The organism is Ruegeria denitrificans (genome assembly GCF_001458295.1).
Classification (GTDB): domain Bacteria; phylum Pseudomonadota; class Alphaproteobacteria; order Rhodobacterales; family Rhodobacteraceae; genus Ruegeria; species Ruegeria denitrificans.
Window position 1 is genome coordinate 303,306 of sequence record NZ_CYUD01000003.1, and the last position, 22,417, is coordinate 325,722.

The 22,417-nt window shown below is 57.7% G+C and carries 20 protein-coding genes; 6 read left to right on the forward strand and 14 right to left on the reverse strand.

Annotated features, from left to right (window positions below; genetic code table 11):
* Nucleotides 1–2 precede the first annotated feature (2 nt).
* Both RUE5091_RS06250 and RUE5091_RS06255 read left to right on the forward strand, forming a co-directional pair.
* Nucleotides 3–758, forward strand: coding sequence for a ParA family protein (locus RUE5091_RS06250; protein WP_058281015.1), 756 nt, complete (start codon nt 3–5; stop codon nt 756–758).
* Nucleotides 755–1,222: a CYTH domain-containing protein gene (locus RUE5091_RS06255; RefSeq protein WP_058281016.1), complete on the forward strand. Its 468-nt coding sequence runs from the start codon at nt 755–757 to the stop codon at nt 1,220–1,222. Before RUE5091_RS06250 ends, RUE5091_RS06255 begins: the two co-directional genes overlap by 4 nt.
* On the opposite strand, the gene RUE5091_RS06260 is transcribed toward RUE5091_RS06255, so the two are convergent.
* From RUE5091_RS06260 to RUE5091_RS06280, 6 genes are all read right to left on the reverse strand, one after another.
* Nucleotides 1,219–2,589 carry a sensor histidine kinase gene (locus tag RUE5091_RS06260; protein WP_058281017.1) on the reverse strand — a complete coding sequence of 457 codons (1,371 nt, stop codon included), beginning with the start codon at nt 2,587–2,589 and terminating at the stop codon, nt 1,219–1,221. The two genes, RUE5091_RS06255 and RUE5091_RS06260, sit on opposite strands and share 4 nt — an antisense overlap.
* The gene (locus RUE5091_RS06265; protein WP_058281018.1) at nt 2,582–3,262 is read right to left on the reverse strand and encodes a response regulator transcription factor; all 681 of its coding nucleotides are present in this window, start codon (nt 3,260–3,262) and stop codon (nt 2,582–2,584) included. The genes RUE5091_RS06260 and RUE5091_RS06265 overlap by 8 nt, the downstream gene beginning before the upstream one ends.
* Nucleotides 3,263–3,443: 181 nt before the next feature.
* Nucleotides 3,444–4,880 (reverse strand): Do family serine endopeptidase, encoded by a 1,437-nt coding sequence (locus RUE5091_RS06270; protein WP_058281019.1) that lies wholly within the window; start codon nt 4,878–4,880, stop codon nt 3,444–3,446.
* Between the two features lie 249 nt (nt 4,881–5,129).
* Nucleotides 5,130–5,546, reverse strand: a complete 417-nt coding sequence (locus RUE5091_RS23060) for a hypothetical protein (protein ID WP_131726280.1) — start codon at nt 5,544–5,546, stop codon at nt 5,130–5,132.
* A gap of 101 nt (nt 5,547–5,647) precedes the next feature.
* On the reverse strand, nt 5,648–6,247 hold the full coding sequence (locus RUE5091_RS06275; protein WP_058281126.1) for a nucleotidyltransferase family protein: 600 nt from the start codon (nt 6,245–6,247) through the stop codon (nt 5,648–5,650).
* A gap of 31 nt (nt 6,248–6,278) precedes the next feature.
* Entirely contained in the window at nt 6,279–8,696 is a 2,418-nt protein-coding gene (locus RUE5091_RS06280; protein WP_058281020.1) for a GcvT family protein, read from the reverse strand.
* A gap of 195 nt (nt 8,697–8,891) precedes the next feature.
* On the opposite strand from RUE5091_RS06280, the gene RUE5091_RS06285 reads away from it, so the two are divergent.
* Nucleotides 8,892–10,460 carry an ABC transporter substrate-binding protein gene (locus tag RUE5091_RS06285; RefSeq protein WP_058281021.1) on the forward strand — a complete coding sequence of 523 codons (1,569 nt, stop codon included), beginning with the start codon at nt 8,892–8,894 and terminating at the stop codon, nt 10,458–10,460.
* A 46-nt stretch (nt 10,461–10,506) separates the two neighbouring features.
* On the opposite strand, the gene RUE5091_RS06290 is transcribed toward RUE5091_RS06285, so the two are convergent.
* The 4 genes from RUE5091_RS06290 to RUE5091_RS23230 all read right to left on the reverse strand — a co-directional run bounded on the left by RUE5091_RS06290 (nt 10,507) and on the right by RUE5091_RS23230 (nt 14,496).
* Nucleotides 10,507–11,814: an HlyC/CorC family transporter gene (locus RUE5091_RS06290; RefSeq protein ID WP_058281022.1), complete on the reverse strand. Its 1,308-nt coding sequence runs from the start codon at nt 11,812–11,814 to the stop codon at nt 10,507–10,509.
* 63 nt (nt 11,815–11,877) lie between these two features.
* Nucleotides 11,878–12,831 (reverse strand): site-specific tyrosine recombinase XerD, encoded by a 954-nt coding sequence (locus RUE5091_RS06295; RefSeq protein WP_058281023.1) that lies wholly within the window; start codon nt 12,829–12,831, stop codon nt 11,878–11,880.
* A 2-nt stretch (nt 12,832–12,833) separates the two neighbouring features.
* The gene (locus RUE5091_RS06300; protein WP_058281024.1) at nt 12,834–14,357 is read right to left on the reverse strand and encodes a hypothetical protein; all 1,524 of its coding nucleotides are present in this window, start codon (nt 14,355–14,357) and stop codon (nt 12,834–12,836) included.
* A complete protein-coding gene (locus RUE5091_RS23230) occupies nt 14,347–14,496 on the reverse strand; it encodes a hypothetical protein (protein ID WP_165590755.1) in 150 nt (49 codons plus the stop codon). The genes RUE5091_RS06300 and RUE5091_RS23230 overlap by 11 nt, the downstream gene beginning before the upstream one ends.
* 79 nt (nt 14,497–14,575) lie before the next feature.
* Here RUE5091_RS23230 and RUE5091_RS06305 point away from each other — a divergent pair, with 79 nt between their 5' ends.
* The gene (locus RUE5091_RS06305) at nt 14,576–15,163 is read left to right on the forward strand and encodes a shikimate kinase (protein ID WP_058281025.1); all 588 of its coding nucleotides are present in this window, start codon (nt 14,576–14,578) and stop codon (nt 15,161–15,163) included.
* Nucleotides 15,163–16,275: a 3-dehydroquinate synthase gene (aroB, locus tag RUE5091_RS06310; RefSeq protein ID WP_058281026.1), complete on the forward strand. Its 1,113-nt coding sequence runs from the start codon at nt 15,163–15,165 to the stop codon at nt 16,273–16,275. The genes RUE5091_RS06305 and aroB overlap by 1 nt, the downstream gene beginning before the upstream one ends.
* On the opposite strand, the gene RUE5091_RS06315 is transcribed toward aroB, so the two are convergent.
* A complete protein-coding gene (locus tag RUE5091_RS06315; RefSeq protein ID WP_058281027.1) occupies nt 16,276–17,346 on the reverse strand; it encodes a site-2 protease family protein in 1,071 nt (356 codons plus the stop codon).
* A gap of 18 nt (nt 17,347–17,364) precedes the next feature.
* Entirely contained in the window at nt 17,365–17,868 is a 504-nt protein-coding gene (gene ssb / locus RUE5091_RS06320; RefSeq protein ID WP_058281028.1) for a single-stranded DNA-binding protein, read from the reverse strand.
* A gap of 205 nt (nt 17,869–18,073) precedes the next feature.
* Here ssb and RUE5091_RS06325 point away from each other — a divergent pair, with 205 nt between their 5' ends.
* Nucleotides 18,074–18,652, forward strand: coding sequence for a lytic transglycosylase domain-containing protein (locus tag RUE5091_RS06325; protein WP_058281029.1), 579 nt, complete (start codon nt 18,074–18,076; stop codon nt 18,650–18,652).
* A 118-nt stretch (nt 18,653–18,770) separates the two neighbouring features.
* On the opposite strand, the gene RUE5091_RS06330 is transcribed toward RUE5091_RS06325, so the two are convergent.
* Both RUE5091_RS06330 and RUE5091_RS06335 read right to left on the reverse strand, forming a co-directional pair.
* Nucleotides 18,771–20,858 (reverse strand): dipeptide ABC transporter ATP-binding protein, encoded by a 2,088-nt coding sequence (locus RUE5091_RS06330; RefSeq protein WP_058281030.1) that lies wholly within the window; start codon nt 20,856–20,858, stop codon nt 18,771–18,773.
* Between the two features lie 89 nt (nt 20,859–20,947).
* Nucleotides 20,948–22,411, reverse strand: a complete 1,464-nt coding sequence (locus tag RUE5091_RS06335) for an ABC transporter permease (RefSeq protein ID WP_058281031.1) — start codon at nt 22,409–22,411, stop codon at nt 20,948–20,950.
* Nucleotides 22,412–22,417: the final 6 nt, after the last annotated feature.

A 22,417-nucleotide genomic window follows, 5' to 3' on the forward strand; every position in this document is an offset into this window, starting at 1 on the left:
GCGTGAAGATCATTGCCTGCTACAGCAACAAGGGTGGTGTGGGAAAAACCGCGACCTCAGTGAACCTCGCCTATGCCTACGCGCAGGCAGGGTACACCGTGTTGCTGTGCGATCTTGATCAGCAAGGAGCGGCGGGATTCTATTTTCGGGTGAAACCGTCGAAGAAACTGACAGATGCGCGGTTCTTCGAGGACGTCTCGCGGTTTACCAAATCCATCAGAGCCAGCGATTTCGATGGGTTGGACGTGTTACCGGCGAACCTGACCTTCCGGGATTTTGACGTGTTTCTGTCGCGTATGCGGAACAAGCGATCTCGTTTGAAAAAGGCATTGGTTGCTGCCGGAAGCGATTATGACGTGATCATTCTGGATTGCCCGCCAAACTTTTCGACACTGTCCGAGAACGTCTTTAGGGCGGCGGATCAGATCGTCGTGCCTGTCATCCCGACCACCTTGTCTGAACGGTCGCTGGCGCAGCTAGTAGCTTTCTTTGACGAACAAAAGCTGCCCAAGAAAAAGTTGAGGGCGTTCTTCTCGATGGTGCAGCGGCGCAAAACCTTGCATCTGGAAACGATAGAGAAGATGCGAAAACAGTACAAAAAGCGGATCCTGGAAGCCGAGGTTCCTTTCGCCGCTGATATTGAGCGTATGGGCGAGAACCGTGCCCCGGTCAGTATCTTCGCCGGTCGCAGTGACGCCAGCGTCGCGTATCAGGCATTGTTTGATGAACTAGAAAAGCGAGGGGTTCCAAATAAATGAACACGGAAATTGAACGCAAATTTCTGGTCGCCGACCTGCCGGACCTGAGTGGCACAGAGAAAGCCGTCGTGCGACAAGGTTATTTGACGGCACCCGACGATTCCACCGAACTGCGTCTGCGTCAAAAGAACGATCGGTTCTTTCTGACACTCAAAGGCAGCGGCGCGATGGTGCGGGTTGAGCGTGAGGCAGAAATCTCGGCCGAGCAATTCGACACCTTCTGGCCTGAAACGGAAGGACGCCGAGTGGAAAAGGAACGCTACACAGGCCGATTGCCCAACGGGCACGTATTTGAACTGGACGTGTTTCTAGGCGATCTGGCCCCGCTGCGGCTGGTCGAAGTGGAATTTGAGACCGAATCCGGGGCAAAGAGTTATATTCCGCCGGATTGGTTTGGCACGGATGTAACCGCCGATAAACGGTATAAAAACAAGATGATGGCGATTAACGGCGCACCTGACTAGGGTTTGCGGGCCAATTTGATTTTCGCCTCAAGCCCAGGATTACAGTTGCTGGCCTCAAACGCGCCGCCATGCATGTGGGAAATCGCGGCGACTAGGGCCAGGCCCAGACCGGCATTTCGCTCGGTTCGGGCTGGGTCCAGTGTGACAAACGGCATTTGCAAGCGCGACAGGTCTTCTTGTGGTACTCCGGGACCACGGTCGCGGACGCTCAGACTAGAGTAGGGACCATCCTCGGACAGGTTGATCGTGACGGTTGTGTCCTGCGGCGCATAACGCATGGCGTTTTCCAGCAGGTTTGACAGGGCCTGCGACAACAGGGGTCGATGCCCCAGTATCAGAGTTGCCGTGCCCGTGACCTCAAGCTGGATACCCTGATCGACGGCTACGGGATCGTAAAGCTCCACTACATCCGCCACCAGTTGCTGCAGATCGACCGGTTCGAATTGTTCCCGACCAACACCTGCTTCGGCGCGAGAAATTTCGGTCAGTTGCCCTAACACTCGCAGAACATGGTCAATTTCCACACTGGCCCGTGCGATATCGACCTCGCGCTCCTGTTCCGTTTTTGAAGGATCGGACAGAGTTTCGACCCGTTGCTTCAGCCGCGACAGAGGCGAGCGCAGATCATGTGCGATTGAATTCGACGTGGTGCGCAGATTGCTGACCAGTTCCTCGATCCGGTCCAGCATGGTGTTGAGCGTCCCGGACACCTGATCGAACTCATCCCCGGTGCCGCGCATGGGCATGCGCCGGGACAAGTCGCCCGACACGATATTCTCGGCCGTGTTGGCGATATCGGACAGGCGGGAAAAGACCAGACGGGTAAACAGCCAGCCTGTCAGCACGCTCAACGCCAGTGCAATTGCCAGTGCAATGCCGACCGAGCGCAACAGAACCCGGTCGAATTGTTGCCGCGCCAGTGCGTCACGCCCCACCAGTAGACGTTCACCACCGGGCAGACGAACCGAGGCTGCCGAGACAGGCACCAGTTCATCATTTTCAGCCCGACGTAGTTCCAGATCAACCCAGCCGCTGCCCGCGGCGATATTCTCGGGCCATTGTTTGAGGTTGCCGGCCAGATTGACGCCAAAGCGATCGGTCAACAGGTATAACGCATCGCGGTCTGCGGCGGTTGGAAGGCGGCGCTCGATCGCCCGCATCAACCCGATTAGACCCCTGCGTTCGTATTCATCCGCCAGCCCGGTCAGCTCGGCCGATACGACCGAGCGTGTCTCGCTTTCAATGCTGCGGTTCGCTGTGACATAGACCAATGCCAACACGGTGGCCGTCAGCAATGTACTGAGGATCATGCTGGCCAGTACGAGGCGTGTTCTGGAATTGTTGAAGGAAAGTCGCAGGTTATCCATCAGATATCATGTAACCGGCGCCCCGGACGGTTTCAATCAGCGGCGGTTCGCCACCTTCGTCCAGTTGACGCCGCAGTTTTGAGATATGGACGTCGACCACATTGGTGTTCGGGTCGAAGTGGTAATCCCAAACACCCTCGAGCAACATGGTGCGCGACACCACGCGGTTTTTACGCCGCAGGAAGAATTCCAGAATCTGAAACTCACGCGGGGTGAGGGTGATCTCACGCCCGTTGCGGGTGACCTTGCGGGTTAGCAAGTCCATCTCAAGGTCGCGACAATTCAGCGCCGGGCTTTCCTCTGACTCTTGCGGACGGCGCAGTAGGGCCTCAATCCGGGCGTGTAGTTCCTGGAACGAAAACGGCTTGACCAGATAGTCATCCGCCCCGGCCCGCAGGCCTTTGACACGCTCGTCAACGGCGCTCATGGCGGTCAGCATCAGAACCGGAGTTTTGACGCCCGCCGCACGCATCGACTTGATGAGTGACAGCCCGTCCAGTCCCGGCAACATCCGGTCCAATACGACCGCGTCAAATCCACCGTCGGTGGCATGATACAGACCTTCGCGGCCATCCTCAGCCTGCTCAATCGCATAGCCTTCTTCGCCAAAGCCTTTGGCGATGAACTCTCGTGTGTCTTCGTCATCTTCGACGATCAGCAGGCGACGGCTCATTATGCGAGTTCCTTTCTACCGGGACTTAAACATAAATTCTGGGCAAAGCACATGGTTTGGTTAATCAGTCTGCCGGGTGCGGTGTATCGCACCCGGCAGTCCCGGCGGTTTGCGGACAATTCAAACCACCAGGGAGGCGCCCGCCAGATTTCCCCATCACGTGGCGCGCGCTGGTGTCAGATCAGGCGATTTCCACCGCGACAAAGATCTGGTTACCGCCGCGATTGATCAGAACAAGCGCGGGGTCGGTTTTCTCGCTGTCCAGCGCGGCTTTCAACGCGTCCGGACTGGCGGTTTCCTGACCACCCAGTTTCACGATCACATCGCCCCGCTGCAGACCAGCTTTGGCCGCCGGGCTGTCGGGATTCAGGTCTGTGACGATCACACCATCGACATTCTCGGCCACGCCCATCTGGGCCCGATTGCTGTCAGTCAGGGGGGCAACAGTCACACCCAGAGCAGTGCCCGAGACGGTCTCATCCACCGATTTGTCGATCTGGGCCGAAGCGCTTTGATGCTGGCCTATGGTCAGTTCGATCTGCTGTTCCTTGCCATCGCGCAGAACGGTCAGAACGCTGTCGGTACCCACTTTGGTCGTGCCAACAAGGATCGGAAGATCGCTGCTGGAATCGACGATTTCATTGTTGAACGTAAGGATAACGTCACCCTGTTTCAGCACACCCTCGGCCGGGCTGTCAGCAACGACGTCCGAAACCAGTGCGCCAGTCGAGCTGTCGATGCCCAAGGCCGCAGCGATCTCGGGGCTGACATTTTGGATCGACACACCCAACCAGCCACGGCTGACTTGACCGTCATCGCGTAGGTCGGCGGCGATGTGTTCAACGATGTTAGATGTCACCGCAAATCCCAGGCCCACGGACCCACCGGTAGGTGAGTAGATGGCCGAATTAACGCCCACGACTTGGCCTTCCATGTTAAACAGCGGTCCGCCTGAATTGCCTTTGTTGATGGCTGCGTCTGTCTGAATGAACTCGGCATATGGCCCTTGCGAGATGTTGCGGCCCTTAGCCGACACGATCCCCGTTGTCACAGTTGAATGCAGTCCGAACGGATTGCCGATGGCCACCACGTCTTCGCCCACGCGGATCACGTCGCTGTCACCCAACTCTACTGCCTGCAGAGTTTCACCGGCGTCGATCTTTAGAACGGCGATATCGGTCAGCGGGTCGGTGCCAATGACTTCGGCCTCAAAACTTCGGTCATCCGACATGCGCACCGTTACAGCTTCGGCATTTTCGACAACGTGATGGTTGGTGATGATGTACCCCGCTTCATCCAGGACAAATCCCGAGCCCAGTCCTTGGGCTGGTCCACGCTGCGGTGCGTTGAACCCTTCGGGCGCGCCGAAACGTTTGAAAAATTCACCGAACGGGTGCTGATCAAAATCGAACTCCTGGCCCTGGGCCGGAACCGGTGCGGCGCCTTGTTCCGCGATGATGGTGACGACCGACGGCGACACGCTTTCTACAAGATCTGCCAACGCTTCGTCGGCCATCGAGGGCAGGGCGGTGGTCGCCAACAATGCGGCGCTCAGTGCGCCAGCGCCAACCCAACTGGCTGTCCCGGGCAAAAGAAGTGAGGATTTGCGGATGCTCATTTTTGTCTCCTGTTTATTTCACGCGGGTGCGACCGCGCGTTGAGACTGGAAATGCGCCTTCTGTCTGAGTGTTTCCTGAGCGAATTGTTAAGATATCTTAATTTCGCCACAAACAGACGTTTTTATCACGGCATTCAAGGGCGGAGATCGGAGGATTTGCGCGAATCACAGCCTGCGAATCGGTGGATTGTTGCCGGTTTTGGGGCCAAAAAGCGAAAAGGGTTGAATTGAAACGAAATCGTTAACAAGTCAGCTGTCAAAATTCACGTTTTTTCCGTATTCACCCATAGGTTGTGTTTGCATGTAGGTGTGAACGCGTTTGCCGGAAACAATCAATAGCATAAAAACCACATAGCCCATTAGATGCATGCATAACGATGTGAGATGGGTGCTAATATGGAAACAGTGATCACCTTCTGGTTGACTGTCGTTCAGAAGATGTTGCGAAAAAACCATTCTGAGATTGGCAAAATTAACCGTTCCATCCAATTTTACGTTGTTTGAAACCATCGGATCGGTGACGATGAATGTGCCCAAGCGAGGGGGAGCCGAAGGCACTAGGGGGTGCCCAAGGCTTGTCACAGTCACTGGAAACGCTGAGCGGCATGTTAACGAGGGGGTCTTGTTTAGGTTCGGCGGCAGAATAGCCAGAGTGTCGATAGACATTATTGGCCGCGTTTCCGGGATTGATGAAAAGTGGTAGTCCTGTTTTGGGTAGCGGCCCGGTCGGTTTCGACCGGGCCGACTTACTTTCAGACACTGTGAATTCAGGTGCTACGTTTTGCGCGCCAAGCAGTCCAATCCGCAGGCGTGTCCAAGTCCAGCAATGCGTTTTGTCCAGGCAGGGCGTGCAGATGAACCTTGTCCGCATGCGCGCGCACAACGGATTGCGCGCCTTTGTCCCCCGTTAAGTGGCTCAGCTGATTGAAAAGGCTGCGATCGAATGCGACCGGGTGACCTGCCTTGCCGCTGGCAGTCGCCCCGCGCCATATCAACTTATCCGGGTGGGATTGGACCGCAGATAAGACGTCCGAAAGATCGGCGGTGGTGATGTCTGGCAAATCTGCCAGCAATATCATCACGGCCCCGGCATCAGGGGGCACATGCGCCAGCGCGCCGCGCAGGCTGGCATTCATACCTTCGTTGGCGTCTGGGATCTCGACTCTGAGTAGGCTCAACCCCTCAAGGGCTTTGAATCGGGGATGCGGGGCGGGGGGCAGGGCGACGATAACCGGTGCCGCTTGACAGGCAATCAAGGCCGCTCGGCGCAGCAATGGTTGGCCGTCGACGATCTGCAACAGCTTGTCCTGACCGCCCATTCGACTGGATTGCCCGGCAGCCAGCAGGATGATGGGTATTTGCGTCATGCCGCCACCATGACGCTGCAATCGTTCGGTGTCATCCCCGCATGCGCGCGCCATCGGCGTCAAAAAGCGGTTCCGAGATCACCCAGGCCTTGCGCAACTGACCGAGGATTTCGATTTCAACTTGCAACCCATCTTTCACCCGGTCTGCAGGCAGGAAACCCATTGCGACCGACTTCCTCGCATAGTGCGAATACCCGCCCGATGTGCAGAACCCCACTACGCTGCCGTCCAGCCAAATCGGCTCATATGCGTTCACATCGGCATCATCGGCATCCACCTCAAAAGCCACCAATTTGCGTGCTGGCCCCCGAGGCCGGTCCTGTTCAGCAGCGGCTCTACCGATAAAATCGACATTTTTCGAGAACGATATGAACCGGTCCAGACCTGTTTCCGCAGCAGTATAGTCAGGCGAGAATTCCCGCATCCACGATCCAAAGAACTTGTCCAGGCGCAAGCTCATCATCGCGCGCATGCCGAACGGTACCATCTCGTGCGATTGCCCGGCTTGCCACAGAACCCACCACAGTTGCCTTTGCGCCATCGGGTCACAATAGATCTCATACCCCAGATCGCCGGTATAGCTGACCCGTTGCACGATACAGTCGGTCATACCAACGGTCATGCGCCGCACATCCAGAAAGCGAAGATCTGAATTATCGTCCCGGGTGCAAGCGGCCAGTACACGCGTCGCATTCGGGCCTGCGATTTGAAACCCGTTCAACCGGTCGCTGATATTCTCAATTTTCACACCGCCTTGTTGGTGCTGCAGGAACCAGCGCATGTGGAATGCCTGACTGCCGTATGAGGCGGTCAGTTGAAACTTATCCTCTGCCAGACAGGAAACGGTAAAATCTCCGATCAGCTTACCCTTCGGTGATAGCATCGGGGTCAGGGACACTCGGCCAAGTTGTGGAATCCGCCCGGCCATAATCTGGTCCAGCCATGCGCGGGCCGTTGGGCCGGTGATGCAGTACTTGCCAAAATTGTGGACTTCGTTGATGCCGACGTTGTTTCGAACCGCACGCACCTCGCGCCCTGTCGCGTCAAACGCGTCCGAACGGCGGAATGAGGGGGTTTCATAGCCCGGCTCATCCTCTTGGGCGAAATAGTTTGGTACCTCCAGCCCGTATTGCTGGCCCCAGACTGCGCCCAAATCGCTGAAGATGTCGTACATTGGGGTTGTCCGGTTCGGGCGCGCGGCAGGCAATTCCTCATTCGGATAGGCGACGCTGAACCGTTTCTGGTAGTTTTCGATCACCTTCGGGCGGGTATAGCCGGGGCTGATCCAGTCTCCGAACCGGGCCACGTCCATTGCGAACACGTCACGTTCCGGTTCGCCCTCGATCATCCATTGCGCCAGTGTCAGGCCGACGCCGCCGCCTTGGCTGAACCCCGCCATCACGCCGCAGGCCGACCAGTAATTGCGCATGCCCGGCACTGGCCCGACCAGTGGGTTCCCGTCCGGCGCAAAGGTGAACGGCCCGTGGATCACAGATTTCACTCCAGCTTCGGCCAAAACGGGAAAGCGGCGATAGGCGAATTCGATACTGTCGGTGATCTTGTCGTAGTCATCGGGCAGCAGCTCGTGCCCGAACTCCCACGGTGTACCGTCGACGGCCCAGGGCTTGCAGGGTTGCTCATAGAACCCGATGCACAGCCCGCGCCCTTCTTGCCGCAAATAGCTTTCCCCAGCAGGGTCCATTACGTGCGGGTGCTCCCCGCCAGCGTTAATGATCGCTTCGATCTGCGGGATCGAGTCCGTCACCAGATACTGATGTTCCATCGGGTGCAGAGGGAAATAGACACCTGCCATCGCACCGACCTCGCGCGCCCAGAGGCCGCCGGCGTTCACCACATGCTCGGCATGAATGGTGCCCTTGTCGGTGACCACGTCCCAGGTGCCATCGGGGCGCTGGTTGGTCTCGTGCACCATGCAATGCGTTTCGATCGTGGCCCCGCCTATCCGAGCCGCCTTGGCATAGGCGTGGGTGGTGCCCGATGGGTCCAGATGCCCGTCCAGCGGATCATACAGCGCACCGATGATGCCGTCGGTGTTGGTGATGGGTGCGATCTTCTTGATTTCGTCCGGCCCGACGATCTCGGTTTCCAATCCCATGAACCGATGTTTGGCGCGTTCGGCCAGCAACATATCAAAGCGGTCCTGATTGTCGGCCAACGTTACCCCGCCTACGTGGTGCAAACCGCAAGACATGCCGGTGATCTCTTCCAGTTCTTTATACAGGCGGATCGTATACCCCTGCAGCGCGGCCATATTGGTGTCACCGTTCAGGGTGTGAAACCCGCCTGCCGCGTGCCAGGTCGAGCCGCTGGTCAGTTCTGACCGCTCCAGCAACATGACGTCGGACCAGCCCAGTTTGGTCAGGTGGTACAGCACGGAACATCCGACGACGCCGCCGCCAATAACTGCCACACGGGTCTCCAGTTTCATGAACGCCTCCGTCAGTGTTTTTGCCAGTCTGATCAACAGGGGTGCGGATGCAACGCTGAATGCGACAAAACGTGTCGCTGACGCAAATTGCGCTCACCAGCAACTTCCGGCAAATGCGGTCACGGTTCTGTAACAGAATCAAACTACGAGGCGACCGAATTCGGCCCTACGTAAACTACTCTACAAGGATAAGAGATGAGCAAGTTTGATCCCCAACCCCAAGCGCTGAGCCGCCGCGAATTCATGGCGAAAGCCGCGGCACTTGGCTTGACTGCCACAGCCGCGAACCTGATCTGGGTCGAGGCCGGTCTGGCCGAGACGCCCAAAAAAGGCGGCCATTTCGTATTGGGGCTGAAGGGTGGCGAAAGCACCAACTCGCTGGACCCGGCACTTTCAGCGTCGCATGTAACGGCCAAGGCGCTGCGGGCTTATGGCAACACGTTGACCGTGGTTACTACCGATGGTGGAATCGAGCCGAGCCTGGCCGAAAGCTGGGAAGCGTCTGAGAACGGCAAGGTCTGGACTTTCAAGATCCGCAAGGGTGTTGAATTCCACAACGGCAAGACCCTGACACCCGAGGATGTGCAACTGACGTTGGCGCGCCATTCGAACGAAGATTCGCAGTCGGGTGCTTTGGGCATCATGCGCGGGATCGAGGATGTACGTGTTGATGGCGACTATGTGGTGATCACGCTAAACACGCCCAATGCCGACCTGCCGTATCTGATGTCTGACTATCACCTGGTCATGCAGCCGGGCGGTGGTATCGACAATCCGGGCGAGGGCATATCGACCGGTGCCTATAAGGTGACTGCAGATGAGCCCGGTGTACGTTACGCGTTCGAGAAGTTCGCCAACCACTGGGACGAAACCGTTGGCCACTATGACAGCCACGAAATCCTTGTTCTGAACGATGACACCGCCCGTTCGGCGGCTTTGCAGGCCGGTCAGGTTCATGCGATCAACGTGGTGCCACCGCGTACTGCCAAGCTGTTTGGCCGCGCGCCGGGCGTCACCCTCAACGCGACGTCGGGTCGTGGGCATTACATCTTTGTCATGCACACCGACACCGCGCCGTTTGACAACAAAGACCTGCGTCTGGCGTTGAAATACGCCATCAACCGCGAAGAGATGGTCGACAAGGTACTGCGCGGCTTTGGTTCGGTCGGGAACGATATCCCGATCAACGAAGCCTACCCGCTGTTTGACGCATCCATGGAGCAACGCCAGTTCGACCTGGCCAAGGCCTCTGAGCATTACAAAGCATCGGGTCATGACGGCTCGCCCATCGTTCTGCATGTGTCAGACGCGGCCTTTGCCGGTGCGATAGACGCGGCACAGCTGTTCCAGTTGTCGGCGCAGGCGGCGGGCATCCCGCTTGAGATTCAGCGTGAACCGGCAGATGGCTACTGGTCGGAAGTTTGGAACAACAAACCGTTCTGTGCTTCGTATTGGGGTGGACGTCCGGTACAGGATCAGATGTGGTCGGTTGGTTATCTGTCGACCGCAGACTGGAACGACACCAACTTCAAAAACGAAGAGTTCGACGCACTGCTATTGAAAGCCCGTGCCGAGTTGGACACCTCCAAGCGCAAAGACGTCTACGCTCAGATGGCGCGGATCGTCTGGGAAGAGGGTGGTCTGATCAACCCGATGTTCAACCAGTTCATCGACGGTTACTCGGAAAAAGTTACCGGTTGGTCTGCACATGCGAACGGCGACCTGATGGATGGCTACGTCGCCAGCCGGACCTGGTTCGCGTAACCTCAAAATTGAAACCGGCGCCCGATGGTGGGCGCCGGATTTTTTGTTAAAGGTGCCGGATTTTCAGCTCGGTCACCCGGTTGCCTTCCTTTGCGGTGACTTCAAACCGGAACCCATGGAACGCGAATACCTGACCGACGACCGGGATCATCTGCGCCTCGTGAATGACAAGCCCGGCGATGGTGTTCGCCTCTTCATCGGGCAGGGACCAGTCCATCGCGCGGTTCGCGTCACGGATGGTCATTGCGCCTTCGACCAGAAACTGCCCGTCTTCGGTGCGGGTCACCGGAACGTCTTCTTCGATATCGAACTCGTCGGCGATTTCGCCCACGATTTCTTCGAGAATATCCTCCAGCGTTATCAAACCGCGTAATGATCCGTATTCGTCGACAACCAACGCAAAATGGCTGTGCATCCGCAGGAATTCCCGCATCTGGTCGTCCAGAGTGGTGGTTTCCGGCACAAAATAGGGGTCGTTTGCTACTTTGGAGATATCGAACTCTTTCAGCCGGTTGGTGTCGCTTTCGCTGGCGCCTGCATGTGCGTACATGGCGCGGAACAGATCCTTGGCGTGAACGACGCCCACGATGTTCTCCTGCTCATCCCGGAAAACAGGCAGGCGAGTGTGTGGGCTTTTCAGACATTGCTGTAAAATGGCTTCGGGCGCGTCGTTAGCGTCGATCATCTCAATGTTCGAGCGGTGAAGCATTATTTCTTCGACCGTTCGGTCCCCCAGATCAAGTGCGCCAAGGATGCGGTCACGGTCTTCTTTTTCGACCACTCCTTCGGAATGGCCCAGCTGCAGCGCGCCAGCGATTTCTTCGCGCACGGCGAGGATGTTGCTGTCAGGGTCGATCTGGACGCCGAACAGGCGCAGAACGCCACGAACAAGCAGACGTACCGCCGCAACCATGGGCGAGAACACCGTCACCACAATACTGATGATCGGCGCGACCAGTGCGGCGGCTTTTTCTGCGTTGGTGATGGCGTAGGTCTTGGGCAGAACCTCGGCGAAGACCAGCACCAGTAAGGTCATCACCAGCGTTGCCAGTGCCACACCGCTTTCGCCGAACAATCGAGTAAACAAGGCCGTGGCCAGCGAGGCCGCTAGGATGTTCACAAGGTTGTTGCCCAGCAGGACCGAGCCGATCAGCCGTTCATTGTCATCGGTGATGTCCAGTGCCTTTTGCGCCCCGCGCGAGCCTTTGTCGGCTTGCGCACGCAACTTGCCGCGTGACGATGCGGTCAATGCCGTTTCAGAACCCGAGAAAAAACCCGACAATACGAGCAAAAGAAGAATGGCGCCTGTGGTAAACCAGAATGCGCTGTCGATCAGAGAAGAAGAGGGTTCCATTGGTCCTTGGTTGTTGGTGTTTCTGCATCCGTTATGGGGGTGCGTCCCCTGCGGATCAAGGGGTTAGCCCTTGTTGTCGGGGTCTTTCGCCAGCGGGTGATGCTCTAACACCAGCTCAGCCAGACGTTCGTCGAGAACATGCGTGTAAATCTCGGTGGTTGCCACATCTGCGTGCCCTAACAGGGTTTGGATCGACCGCAGATCGGCACCGTTAGCCAGAAGATGCGTCGCAAAGGCGTGGCGCAACGTGTGCGGCGTGACCTTTTCTGGCGACACACCACCTTGAACGGCCAGTTCCTTTACCAGCAGAAAGAACATATGCCGCGTCAAGTGCCCGGATTTGCCGCGTGAGGGAAACAGGAACCTGGATCGCTGGCCACCGTCGGCAACCAGTTGATCCTCGGTCTCATCCCGCACGCCAAGCCAAGCGGCCAGCGCCTCGCGCGCTGGGGGAGACAGCGGTACCATCCGTTCCTTGCCGCCTTTGCCCAACACCAGCAACATGCGGGGATCGCCGCGCGCCGAAGACACAGGCAGCGAGACCAGTTCGGTCACGCGCATGCCTGTGGCATAAAGTACCTCCATCAGGCAGGTGTTGCGCACCCGGTCAGCTTCGGTGCGCCCGGTCTGGCGGGCGGCTTGCAGCAGCCGGTCCACCTCGGGCACGTCCAGCGTCTTGGGCAGGCGTTTCTGCCGCCCGGGCCCCTTGATCTGAATGGCGGGGTTGGAATCGCGCCAGCCTTCCTCGAATGCGAAACGGTAGATCTGTTTGATTGCCGACAATCGTCGCGCCCGGGTGGATTGTGCCAGACCTTGCGCGTCGCAATCGATCAGATACGCCTCGATCTGATCCCGGTCAGCCTCGGCAAAGCCGGTTTTGCGTCGCTGTAACCAGGCAGCGAAATCCTTCAGGTCGCGGCCATAGGCCAATAGCGTATTGTTGGCCGCCCCAAGTTCGGCGGCCTGGGCCTGCAGGAAGGTGGAGATCCAAAGTTCGGATGTTGCCGGGGACGCCATGATCACGTGCCCTGCAGGATCAAAAGGTTCAGAGCAGCCCGTCGCGCGGTATCCTCAAGACCAACCCGGCGCAGCGTGGCAATGGCGGCGCTCAGATCGACAAGGTTGCCGCGCGCGCCATGGGCAAACACCTCCATCGTTTCAAGAATGGCTTCGCCAAGCTGACCGTTGTTCAGCATCCCCTGAATATCAGATGGGATCGGCGCGGCCCAGGCAAAGCCCTGGGCTACGGCATCGGCCATTGGTGACAGGCTATGTGCACGCCCAGGATCGCCTTGTGCCAAAGCAGCTAAAAATTGAGTTTCTTCTGATTGGTCCGGCGGCGTGAGGGCAGCGGTTTCGTAAAGTTCGGACAACAACAAGATGCGCCACCGCAGGTTTTCAGCCGCAGGGTCCGGCATGGTGATTTGCGATAGGCGACCTGCGAACAGATCAGCGAACGGAACCTCCAGCCCGACGCTGTGCATCTGTTCCCAAACGTTTGGCAATGTTTTGGCGATCGCTTCGGGCTGCCCGTTTTCCAGCGCGCTTTCGAATTTCTGAATGGCTGACACCCGGTCCCAAACCGCACCAGAGGCCGCCGGATCACGTTCTGTATACAGGCCCAAAAGCTGGTTAGGGGTCAGCGCGCCAATCCGGGTCAGGCGCTCGGCCGCTTCGATTTGGGCTTTCCAACCGGCCACATCACGCAGGTCGGCGTTGGCAAATGCGCGCGGCAGAGGGGCAGAAGGTAACCGTTCCCCAATTGCCTCGAACAGACGAAAGATCAGCGGGTCGGGATTGTCGGGCTGGGGGAGGTACTCGGCATCCTCGTACAGTTCGGGGCTTAGGAATCGGTCCAGAACATCCAGATCTTCGGGCGGTAGGACTTGCAGTGCGTGGGCGGCCTCAAGCGTCAGCGCGGCAGAATTCCAGTCTCCACGGCGTGCCTTGCAGAAAATTTGCGCCGCGTAGTCCTGCGATAGGTGCGGTTGCGCGATCAGCGCGGTACAGCTGCGATCCTCATCTCCGGTTAGCAGAGTCGCATCGAACCAGCGTTGAAACCGCGCGCGGCTGTCGGTCGGGCCAGCCAGCTGCACCAGAGATTGAACAGGATCGGCGGCGCCTAGCTGCATTAGACGATCGAGACGGGCCAGCAACAGGGTCTCCTGCGCATCAGGTCCGGCAGGAGCCCGCGCCTCGGACAGCAGCAGGGTGAACAACAGGCGCTGCATCGCAGGGTTGGATTTGACAGGCACGCGGGCGATCAGTTGCGCCAGCCGGTCGGGATCGCTGTTCTGCCATAGGTCCACGGGCAGGCCCGTCACAGAAGACGACACTAACCCAAGTGGTGGAGATAACGCCTCGAGAGGTGTGACCTCAACGTCCGGTCGTACGCCGGTCTGCGTCACGGACGGTTCCAGCAGAACGGTCCCAGGCAGGTTCTCTGGCGGGGTGTTCAACCACTCAATGACGGAAAGAGGTTCTTGCTGCGCCTGCGCCGATCCGGCCAGGAACAGCGCAAACACTACGGCCTTATTCGACATTCAGGATTACCGGTTCTCGTATCTCGTCTTGCGGTGCCGAGAAGTCGGCTCCGAAGAACGGCCCGAGATAGGCGTATGCCACCAGGCCTATGAAACACAGGCAAATCAGGTATATCAGGAACTTAACTAGACGGCCCATTGCTCAACGCTGCCCCATTTTTCTCTTTTGTCATAGTTATAGCTAGCATTTTTCCTAAGATCACGTCATTCACAGTGAAATGAGCGAAATTAAGCATAACACCCCCAACTTGGACACAGATGCGGGCTTTGCACTGCACAAAACGGTGGTACTTGTAGGCATGATGGGGGCAGGAAAGACGGCGGTGGGCCGCGCGCTGGCCGCGCGACTGGGTGTTCCTTTCCTGGACAGCGATGCCGAGATCGAATCGGCGGCCAACATGACCATCCCCGAGATCTTCGAACGCGATGGAGAGCCGTTTTTCCGCGCCAAAGAATCTCAGGTCATCGGGCGTCTGCTGGATGAGGAAAAAGGCATTCTGTCGACCGGTGGCGGTGCGTTTCTGGCTGAACACAACCGCGCAACGATCACCGAGCGCGGGGTCTCAGTCTGGCTGCGGGCCGATCTCGAGGTTCTGTGGAATCGCGTCAAACATAAGGACACACGCCCCTTGCTGCGCACGGCTGATCCCTATGCGACGTTGCGCGGCTTGTATGAACAACGCGTGCCGGTTTATGCGCAGGCGGATTTGATCGCCGAGTCCGATGGCGTGACCTCGATCGAGAATATGGTGAACCGGGTGGTGGATGCGTTGCTTACACGCCCCGATGTTTTGGAACGGAAATAATGCACCAAACCGTACATGTAGAGCTGGGCGAACGCTCGTATGATGTGGAAATCGGTCCGGACTTGCTGGCGCAGGCTGGCAACCGGATCGCGCCGTTGCTGCATCGGTTCAAAGTGGCCGTGGTGACGGATGAAAACGTTGGCGCGCTGCATCTGAATGCCCTGCGCGATGGCTTGGCATCGGCCGGGATCGAGATGTCGTCACTGACTTTGCCCGCTGGTGAAGCAACAAAAAGCTGGCCACATTTCGAACGCACCGTCGAATGGTTGCTAGCTGAGAAAGTTGAACGCCGGGATGTGGTCATTGCGTTTGGTGGCGGTGTTATTGGCGACCTGGTGGGTTTTGCCGCATCGGTCCTGCGTCGAGGCGTGCGGTTTGTACAAATTCCAACCTCTCTACTGGCGCAAGTCGACAGCTCGGTGGGGGGTAAGACCGGCATCAACGCACCGCAGGGCAAGAACCTGATTGGGGCATTCCATCAGCCGTCTCTGGTGCTGGCTGACACGTCGGTGTTGGGGTCGATGACCCCGCGCGATTTCCTGTCTGGTTATGGCGAGGTAGTGAAATACGGCCTGCTGGGGGATGCGGCGTTTTTTGAATGGCTCGAAACCTATGGGTCGGCTGTTTCAGGCGGCGACATGGCCGCACGGGTGCGCGCCGTCACGCGTTCGGTGCAGATGAAAGCCGATATCGTAGCGCGGGATGAGACTGAGCAGGGCGACCGCGCGTTGCTAAACCTAGGCCATACTTTCTGCCACGCGCTTGAGGCCGCCACCGGCTATTCCGACCGTCTGCTGCATGGCGAAGGCGTGGCTATCGGCTGCGCGCTGGCGTTCGAATTGTCCTCACGTCTAGGGCTGTGTTCGCAGGAAGACCCTAGCCGCGTTCGGGCGCATTTGCGCGCCATGGGCATGAAGACCGATCTGGCCGATATTCCCGGCGATATACCGGGGGCCGAAGCTCTGGTCGATCTGATGGCGCAGGACAAGAAGGTGATCGACGGCCAACTGCGGTTCATTCTGGCGCGTGGAATCGGTGAAGCCTTCGTGACGTCAGACGTTCCACGTGAGGCGGTGATTTCGGTGCTGGAAGACGCATTGGCGACAGTCTGATCAACGGCCTTGGATCACCATCAGCTCGCCGATGTTTTCGCGAGTGATGTAGCCGACCATTTTGCCTGTTTGCGAGCAGACGGCGATGGCTGGGGCACCTTTGTGGAGCGTTTCCAAAACCATCTCGAGCCCGCTGGTCAGTTGAACCCTCGGGATATTGGTTTCCATAATTGACGTGGCCGGGTCGGAACGTGGCGTGTCCCCGGCCAGCGCTGCGAACAAATGGTCTCGGGTCACAAACCCTAGCAGGGCGCCGTCGCCATCCAGCACGGGAAATTCGTGCTGCGTGGTATGAATGACCGCCTGCGCTGCTGTGGCCAATGTGTCAGATGGGGACAAAGCGTGGAATTCGGTGATCATCGCATCGCGCGCCAAAACCCGCCGCGCGATCGAGCGCATGGCGACATCTTGGCCTTCTGAATTGGCGGCGATAAACACAAAGACGGCGATCAGGACCAAAATGGCGTTGCCGGTGCTCAATCCCCAGAAGCCAAATGCGACAGCCACGATCTGTCCACCGATGACAGCAATCCTGGTTGCTTTGACCCGATCCATTTTCAGGCACAGCAAAGCGCGGAAAACCCGTCCGCCATCCATCGGGAAAGCGGGTATCATATTGAAGGCTGCCAGCAGCAGGTTCACATAGGCCAGACGGTTCAGCAGACCCGGAATAGTGGTGTCGATCTGCGCCATCGTCTCCAATGGCATACCGGCTCCAAGCGCGACCAGGATGATCCAGATGACAATGTTCACCGCTGGTCCGGCAAGGGCCACCCAGACCTCTTGCATCGGTTTTTCCGGCATCCGTTCCAACCGCGCCAACCCGCCAATAGGCAGCAAGGTTATGTCAGGGGTTTTGATCCCGTATCGCCGAGCCATCAGCACATGGCCGAATTCGTGCGCGACGACGCAGGCAAACAACGCCAGTACAAAGAACAGGTTCTCGATGGCGGCTGGCAAACCGCCGCTGGCATAGGCGGCGAAACCGACCCAGGCCAGCAGCAGGAAGAAGGTGACATGGACCCTCAGCTCGGACCCCAGTAGCCGGCCGAGTGAGAAGGACCATGTCATGATATGCCTCCGTTTTGCTTAGAACGGAATCTCGTCGTCGTCGATTCCGCCTGATGCCGGGGCAGGGGCGCTGGATTGGCTACCATAGGGTTCGCCATATCCGCCGCCGGCCTGACCGCCGCCATAACCGCCCGACTGGCCGCCGCCGTAACCACCGCCGCCGCCTTCACCGCGGGCATCCAGCATCACCAAAGTCGAGCCAAAGCCCTGCAGAACCACCTCGGTTGAATACCGATCCTGACCAGATTGATCCTGCCATTTACGGGTCTGCAGCTGGCCTTCAAGGTAGACTTTGGACCCTTTGCGCAGGTATTGCTCGGCCACGCGGACCAAGCCTTCGTTGAAAATCGCGACCGAGTGCCATTCGGTACGCTCGCGACGTTCACCCGTGTTGCGGTCTTTCCAGTTTTCGGATGTGGCGATGCGCAGATTGCAAACCTTGCCGCCGTTCTGGAATGTCCGGACCTCGGGATCGCGGCCAAGATTTCCGACCAGAATGACCTTGTTGACTGAACCCGCCATGTACTTCCCCGTTCTGAATTGACGTATGCGCGCCGAATCTGACGCATTGTTTCTCAGCGACCCTATACGCCCTGCGTCTTGGTTGAAAACAGTTACTGCCTGCAACACTTGGCAAGAAATTACTTAAGGCACGTTTACCATGCTTTCATTATTAACTGAGATACCTATACTCCCCAAGGTTCCTGGCTAGGCGAGATTTGCTTGAATGCGTTTTCTGGTTGGTTGTTTCGTTGGTTTATGCGTTGCTATGGCCTCGGTTCCAGTGGCCGCGCAAACGTTGTCGACCAAAAGCCGGAAGGACATATTCCTTAAACAATCCAAGGTTTTGGACTCACGCGCCGCAACCCAGTACCGGGATTCTGAGCGACTAAAACCGAAGACAGCCCAGCCAAAATTCAACAAACGCTATACCGGGAAGTATCGCGGTGAATATATGACGCTGGCACGACAGGCCGCACGCAAACATAACGTTCCGGAGGAACTGTTTTTACGACTGGTCCAGCAAGAAAGCGGTTGGAACCCGCATGCGGTATCACACAAAGGCGCTTTGGGTCTGGCGCAACTGATGCCGGGTACAGCGCAGCTCTTGGGTGTGAACCCGCATGATCCACAACAGAATTTGGAAGGCGGTGCGCGGTATCTGTCATGGCAATACCGCAAATTCAAATCCTGGCGTCTGGCGCTAGCAGCCTACAATGCCGGACCCAAGGCGGTTGAGAAACATGGCGGCATACCACCATACAAGGAAACCCAGAACTACGTGAAGGTGATTTGGGGCGGCTGAGTTGAACTCTTTGCACGTTATTTCAGCCCCAGCCTTAGTACTTCAAGTGTTCATGGGCAAATCCAATTAGGAAATGACAAAGGGCGCCGGTCGGAAACCGACGCCCCATGCCTGAAGTCTATTCCGCAGCGATTTTGATGACGGGCTCCATACGGGCCAGAATATCTTCGGCCAGATGACATTTTACCTGATGCCCTTCGGCCAGAGTTTTCACTGGTGGTACGTCTTGCTCGCACAACCCACCGGGAACTTCTGATTTCCAGCGGCACCGGGTCTGGAACGGGCAGCCCGGTGGTGGGTTCATGGCCGAAGGAATATCGCCCTCAAGCACGATATGCTGCTTCTCGACCGACGTATCCGCGATGGGCACGGCGCTCAGCAAGGCCTCAGTATATGGGTGATAGGGTGGGGCGAAAACCTGATCAGTGGTGCCCAGTTCGACCACATGCCCCAGGTACATCACCATCACTCGATCGCTGAGATAGCGCACAATGGACAGGTCGTGGCTGATGAACAGCAGCGTGGTTTTGTGTTCGCGCTGGATCTCCATCAGCAGATCAGTCACCGCCGCCTGCACGGAGACGTCCAGGGCCGAGACGGGCTCGTCCGCCACCACAATGCGCGCGTCCCCGGCAAAAGCGCGGGCGATACCCACGCGTTGCTTCTGCCCGCCTGAAAGCTGACGCGGCATTCGATCCGCAAAAGCACGGGGCAGTTTCACCAGATCCAGCAGTTCCAGCATGCGTTGCTTGCGTTCAGCCTCGGATTTTCCAACGCCAAAAATTTCCAACGCGCGGATAATCTGACGGCCCACTGTCATCGAAGGGTTCAGCGTGTCGAACGGGTTCTGGAACACCATCTGAACTTCGCCCACGGTCTTGGCGTCGCGCTCCTCAATGGGGACGGCTTCGATATTGCGGTTGTCCAGCAGGATCTGACCATCGGTGGCAGTTTCCAGACCCATCAACACCTTGGCGAAGGTGGACTTGCCGCAACCGGATTCGCCCACAATGGCCAGCGTCTCGGATTCATGAGCTTCGAAACTCAATGTTTCGTTGGCTTTCACAACCTTGGTCTCGCCACCCCCGAAAAGCGCGTTCGCGGCCACCTCGTAGTATTTCTTGAGGTTGTCCATCTTCAGAACGGTGCGACCGATTTCGCCCTTTTCCTTTTGTTCACCCAAGGTGATCGGTGCATTCCAGTCGATTTCCTGGAATTTCAGACACCGCGTATGGTGACGGTCATTGCCGGGCACCGGCTCCATTAGGATATTTTGCGCGTCACAGCGACCCTCTTCGAAATAGTCGCAGCGCGGACCAAAGTTACATCCTGACGGCCGTTCATGCGGCAGAGGGAAGTTCCCCGGAATGGCGACCAGCGGACGTGCATTCTTGTCGGCACCGGGCAGGGGGATCGAGCGGAACAGCGCCTGAGTATAGGGATGCTGCATCTCGTCGAACACATCGTGGATCGAGCCGCGTTCCACCGCCTCACCTGAATACATCACACACAGCCGGTCGCAGGTCTCAAGCACCAGACCCAGATTGTGCGAGATGAACAACATCGAGGTGCCGTATTTCTTGCCCAGATCCTTGACCAATTCAACCACGGCGGCCTCAACCGTCACGTCTAAGGCGGTGGTCGGTTCATCCAGAATCAGCAGCGCCGGTTTAGACATCAGCGCCATAGCGATCACGATCCGCTGCTGCTGACCACCTGACAATTGGTGCGGGAAGGAATTCAACATCCGCTCGGGGTCGGGCAGGCGCACATCAGTCACCACCTCAAGCGCGCGGGCATAGGCCTCTTCTGCACCGACACCTTCGTGGATCTTGGGCACTTCCATCAGTTGCTTGCCGATCTTCATCGCCGGGTTCAGCGAGGCCATCGGCTCCTGATAAATCATGGCGATTTCATTGCCGCGAATGTCGCGCAGTTCGTCCGAGGTCATCTCGGACAGGTCGCGCCCTTTGAACTTTATCGTGCCGCCAACAACCCGACCGTTTTTACCGAGGTCCTGCATCACGCCCAAAGCAACAGTGGATTTCCCACAGCCGGATTCACCAACAAGTCCAACCGCTTCGCCGGGTTGAACGCTTACTGAAAAATCCATCACAGCAGGGATTTCCCGCAGGCGAGTGAAGAAGGAAATCGACAGCTTGTCGATCTCAAGGATCGGGCCGTCATATTCCGCCAGTTTATTCATCTTATATCTCCTCGCGAGAGTCCGGGGTTCCCCTTCATCTGGCTAAAAATCCTGGGGGTCCGGGGGCAAAGCCCCCGGCCTCGATCACATCAGTCCTTCAAGCTTTCCTCACGCAGACCGTCCGCCAGCAGGTTTAATCCAAGAACCAGCGACAACAGAGCCAACGCAGGGGGCAGGGCAGGATGCAGGTAGATCGAAAGCAGCTTGCGCCCCTCGTTGATCGTCGAACCCCAGTCCGGGCTTTCCGGTGGTAGGCCAAGCCCAAAGAAACCCAAGGTTCCCAGAAGGATGGTGGTATAGCCAATCCGCAGACAAAAATCGACAATCAGCGGACCGCGCGCATTGGGTAGGATCTCCCACAGCATAATGTACCAAGGGCCTTCACCCCGGGTCTGCGCCGCGGCTACGTAGTCACGGGTTTTGATGTCCAAAGCCAGGCCACGCACGATGCGGAACACGGTGGGCGAGTTTACAAAGACCACGGACACGAAAACCACAAGGATGCCGCCGGGAATGTCGAACAGGTCCAGATAGGTCGGCAATCCCCAGATACTGTAACTGTCGGTATTGATGATGTAACCGCCAGTCGAAATCAGCGACAGATAGAACCAGATCGCAATGCCCAGAACTCCGATCAGCAACGGCGTGCGGAAATTCGGTCGCGTGTAATAGCGTGAATTCAGCAGAACGCCGATAAACAGGATCGGGAAGATGAACAGCACGGCGGCCATATAGTTTGGCACACCTGTTGCTACGATTTCCGGTGTAACCAGCAGATAGAACAGCAGGATTACCGGGAAGGCCAGGATCAGGTTGGCCAGGAAGGACAGGAACGTATCCAACCGACCGCCATAGTACCCAGCGGGCAGGCCCAGAGTGATTCCGACCATAAAGGCAAACAACGTCGCCAGCGGCGCAATCTGCACCACGATCCAGGCGCCTTTGACCATGCGGCTGAAGACGTCGCGGGCAAGGTTATCACCTCCCAGCAGATACCATGTGTATTCCCCGTCTTCCGGGCTAGGCAGAGGCGTTCCGGGCACCTTGTTCTTCATTCCCGAAACTTGCGACAGAGGATCATGGGTAACAATCAGGTCCAGCGCCCCGAAGACGCCGGTGAACACCCAGAACATCACCAGGCCAAAGCCGATCATGCCGATGGGGCTGTCGAACAGTTTGCCATACAGACCCAGCCGCCGTTTAAAGGCAATCGACATGGCGTAAAGGATGATCAGCGACAGCCAGACAGGCAGAAACTGCTGCGAGATTGCTCCGATGATGCCCGCGCCAGTGCCCATCACAACGCCCAGCACGATATAAGCCACGGCCAGCGCGACACAGGCGGCAAAGCTGTAACGCAGCGCCTTTTGGGTCATCCCGCGGATGCCCGAGCCCGAGCTGAGCGTTCCATCCATGTTCACGTTCATCGGCGCCTCGGGCAGCACGATGCTGCCAACAATCCAGATCACGACGGACACCAGTAGAGCTGCGATTGCGATCATAAGCAGCGGGTTCAGGAAGGCGATGGAGCCGGTCCAGGTAAGTGGTTCCATGATCTA

What these genes read in the sequence shown, in the direction of transcription:
- RUE5091_RS06255 (WP_058281016.1), top strand. Translation starts at nt 755, where the DNA reads ATGAACACGGAAATTGAACGCAAATTTCTGGTCGCCGACCTGCCGGAC.
- RUE5091_RS06260 (WP_058281017.1), bottom strand. Translation starts at nt 2,589, where the DNA reads ATGGATAACCTGCGACTTTCCTTCAACAATTCCAGAACACGCCTCGTA.
- RUE5091_RS06265 (WP_058281018.1), bottom strand. Translation starts at nt 3,262, where the DNA reads ATGAGCCGTCGCCTGCTGATCGTCGAAGATGACGAAGACACACGAGAG.
- RUE5091_RS06270 (WP_058281019.1), bottom strand. Translation starts at nt 4,880, where the DNA reads ATGAGCATCCGCAAATCCTCACTTCTTTTGCCCGGGACAGCCAGTTGG.
- RUE5091_RS23060 (WP_131726280.1), bottom strand. Translation starts at nt 5,546, where the DNA reads ATGTCTATCGACACTCTGGCTATTCTGCCGCCGAACCTAAACAAGACC.
- RUE5091_RS06275 (WP_058281126.1), bottom strand. Translation starts at nt 6,247, where the DNA reads ATGACGCAAATACCCATCATCCTGCTGGCTGCCGGGCAATCCAGTCGA.
- RUE5091_RS06280 (WP_058281020.1), bottom strand. Translation starts at nt 8,696, where the DNA reads ATGAAACTGGAGACCCGTGTGGCAGTTATTGGCGGCGGCGTCGTCGGA.
- RUE5091_RS06285 (WP_058281021.1), top strand. Translation starts at nt 8,892, where the DNA reads ATGAGCAAGTTTGATCCCCAACCCCAAGCGCTGAGCCGCCGCGAATTC.
- RUE5091_RS06290 (WP_058281022.1), bottom strand. Translation starts at nt 11,814, where the DNA reads ATGGAACCCTCTTCTTCTCTGATCGACAGCGCATTCTGGTTTACCACA.
- RUE5091_RS06295 (WP_058281023.1), bottom strand. Translation starts at nt 12,831, where the DNA reads ATGGCGTCCCCGGCAACATCCGAACTTTGGATCTCCACCTTCCTGCAG.
- RUE5091_RS06300 (WP_058281024.1), bottom strand. Translation starts at nt 14,357, where the DNA reads ATGTCGAATAAGGCCGTAGTGTTTGCGCTGTTCCTGGCCGGATCGGCG.
- RUE5091_RS23230 (WP_165590755.1), bottom strand. Translation starts at nt 14,496, where the DNA reads ATGGGCCGTCTAGTTAAGTTCCTGATATACCTGATTTGCCTGTGTTTC.
- RUE5091_RS06305 (WP_058281025.1), top strand. Translation starts at nt 14,576, where the DNA reads ATGAGCGAAATTAAGCATAACACCCCCAACTTGGACACAGATGCGGGC.
- aroB (WP_058281026.1), top strand. Translation starts at nt 15,163, where the DNA reads ATGCACCAAACCGTACATGTAGAGCTGGGCGAACGCTCGTATGATGTG.
- RUE5091_RS06315 (WP_058281027.1), bottom strand. Translation starts at nt 17,346, where the DNA reads ATGACATGGTCCTTCTCACTCGGCCGGCTACTGGGGTCCGAGCTGAGG.
- ssb (WP_058281028.1), bottom strand. Translation starts at nt 17,868, where the DNA reads ATGGCGGGTTCAGTCAACAAGGTCATTCTGGTCGGAAATCTTGGCCGC.
- RUE5091_RS06325 (WP_058281029.1), top strand. Translation starts at nt 18,074, where the DNA reads ATGCGTTTTCTGGTTGGTTGTTTCGTTGGTTTATGCGTTGCTATGGCC.
- RUE5091_RS06330 (WP_058281030.1), bottom strand. Translation starts at nt 20,858, where the DNA reads ATGAATAAACTGGCGGAATATGACGGCCCGATCCTTGAGATCGACAAG.
- RUE5091_RS06335 (WP_058281031.1), bottom strand. Translation starts at nt 22,411, where the DNA reads ATGGAACCACTTACCTGGACCGGCTCCATCGCCTTCCTGAACCCGCTG.